1 protein-coding gene is annotated in these 1973 nt (G+C 35.3%); it reads left to right on the top strand.

Annotated elements, in window-relative coordinates:
• Positions 1-103 precede the first annotated feature (103 nt).
• Positions 104-1786, top strand: coding sequence for a phage tail protein (locus tag C9J34_RS20555; protein WP_107842039.1), 1683 nt, complete (start codon positions 104-106; stop codon positions 1784-1786).
• Positions 1787-1973: the final 187 nt, after the last annotated feature.

Here is a 1973-nt window from a genome sequence, read left to right as displayed (position 1 = left end):
GTCCCCAAATAAGTAGTAACTAATCAACAACTTAATATCAAATATTTAACAGCCTTCCACAGATTAGTGTGGAGGGCTATCTCAATACAAAGGCGGTGAAAAATTGTTTTATGTCACTAGCTTAGATGGTTCGCAAGTTGAGCCTTTAATAAATATTGGCACTGACTTTAAAATGGAGCAGGATGTAGAGGGCACGTTTACAGTGTCGTTTACTACATTTCCACATAACAATCCTGCTTATGATATTTTGCAGTCGGAAAGTATCATCACTGTGGAGGGCACTGATTTTAGAATTAAAGTATTTAATGACAATGTGCATAGCAAAACAGTTACGGCATTAAGCATTTTTTATGACCATTTAAAGACTTTTAGGCATGGTAATTTTAACGGTAATCATACGTTAAATAATCATCTTAATTTTGCATTGAGTGGTACAGGGTGGACTTTTACGGCAGATGCTAATATAGCAAACATTACTAATTATATACGCTCATTTGGCAATGACAACGTGGTTAGGTTGGTACAAAAAATATGTAAAGCACACGAGGTAGAGTTTGAGATTCGCCCGAATAAACAACTTCATTTTGCAAAAGAGATAGGTGACAATAATGATTACCAATATCGCTACAAGCACAATATCAGCTCGATTGTATTGCAAGAGGACACTACTAATCTAGCAACTTTCATAAAGGGTTTTGGTAAAGATGGGTTAACGGTTGAGTATACATCGCCTAACTCGTCAATTTTTGGAATAAGAGAAGAAGAACCTGTTAAAGATGAGCGTTTTACGGACACTACAGCATTATTAAATTATATTAAAAGCAAGCTACAGGACGAGCCGCAATTGGCAATCGAAACAACCATACCCGAATTAGTATCAAGGGCAAATGGTGAGCGTGTATGGCTAATATACGAGCCATTAAATATTGAAATGAACACACGTATTTTAAAGCAAACAAAAGTATTGCATGATGGTGAATTGATAACGTCAAGCGTAGTATTTGGTAACTCTTTGCCCAAATCGTCAGAGGATATTTTGGCAGACCATGAAGAAAAAATCGGTGATACCAATGAATATATTGACGAAACAAAAGAAGAATTAAAAGAAGAAATCGAAGAAACAAAAGGCGAATTACAGGGTGAATTTAGAAGCGAAATAACGCAAACTAATGAACGTATAACTCTTGAAGTCGAACAGCTAAATACATCCATCGCCGCTGTTGATATAAAAGCGGATAACATTAATTTGTCAGTTAATAACCGTATTACGCAGGAAATGGCGCAAATCAATATTAAGGCAGATAATATCAACGCATCAGTAAATAATCGTATTACAAATGAGATTGCGCAAGTGGATATACGGGCTAATCAAATAGAATTATCCGTTTCGAATTTAGCTGCAAATACTAATTCATCTATCACGCAATTGTCGAACAATATTAACTTGAAAATCGATAAGGGCGGTGCGATAACAGATATTAATTTATCGCCAGGCGTCGCTACAATTAATGCTAATCGTATTAATTTAAATGGAGCTGTCATGGTAAATGGCGATATCAGCGGTGCAACAAACATCGATATAAACAGAGATATTTATGCAGGTAACTCTTTATATCTACGAGGGAGTGGCGATAAAGCTATTCGTTTCCCTACATCACATATCATGCAAAATTCCGTGGGTAATTTAGATTTGTATGCTTTAAGTGGCATTACTCTTGGTTATACAACTAGATTTTATGGTATTGTCGATTTTAGCAACGCTACCATAACTGGATTACCAAAATAAAAATTAAAGGAGAGAAAAACATGGACGTATTAATCTATTTAGCAAATCAACAAGAAAAGCCGATTGAGGCGACTATCGAAAATTTCAACGCAAGTGAGTTTGCGAGCCAATTAAATGGTAATGTAATGTTTATCAATTTAGGTGGTAATGTAATTAACCGTAATTTGATACAAATGATAGTACCAAA

This window comes from Metasolibacillus meyeri (genome assembly GCF_003049505.1).
GTDB classification, from domain to species: domain Bacteria; phylum Bacillota; class Bacilli; order Bacillales_A; family Planococcaceae; genus Metasolibacillus; species Metasolibacillus meyeri.
Note: the sequence above shows the minus strand (reverse complement) of the source record. Positions and strands in the feature narration are given on the sequence as shown.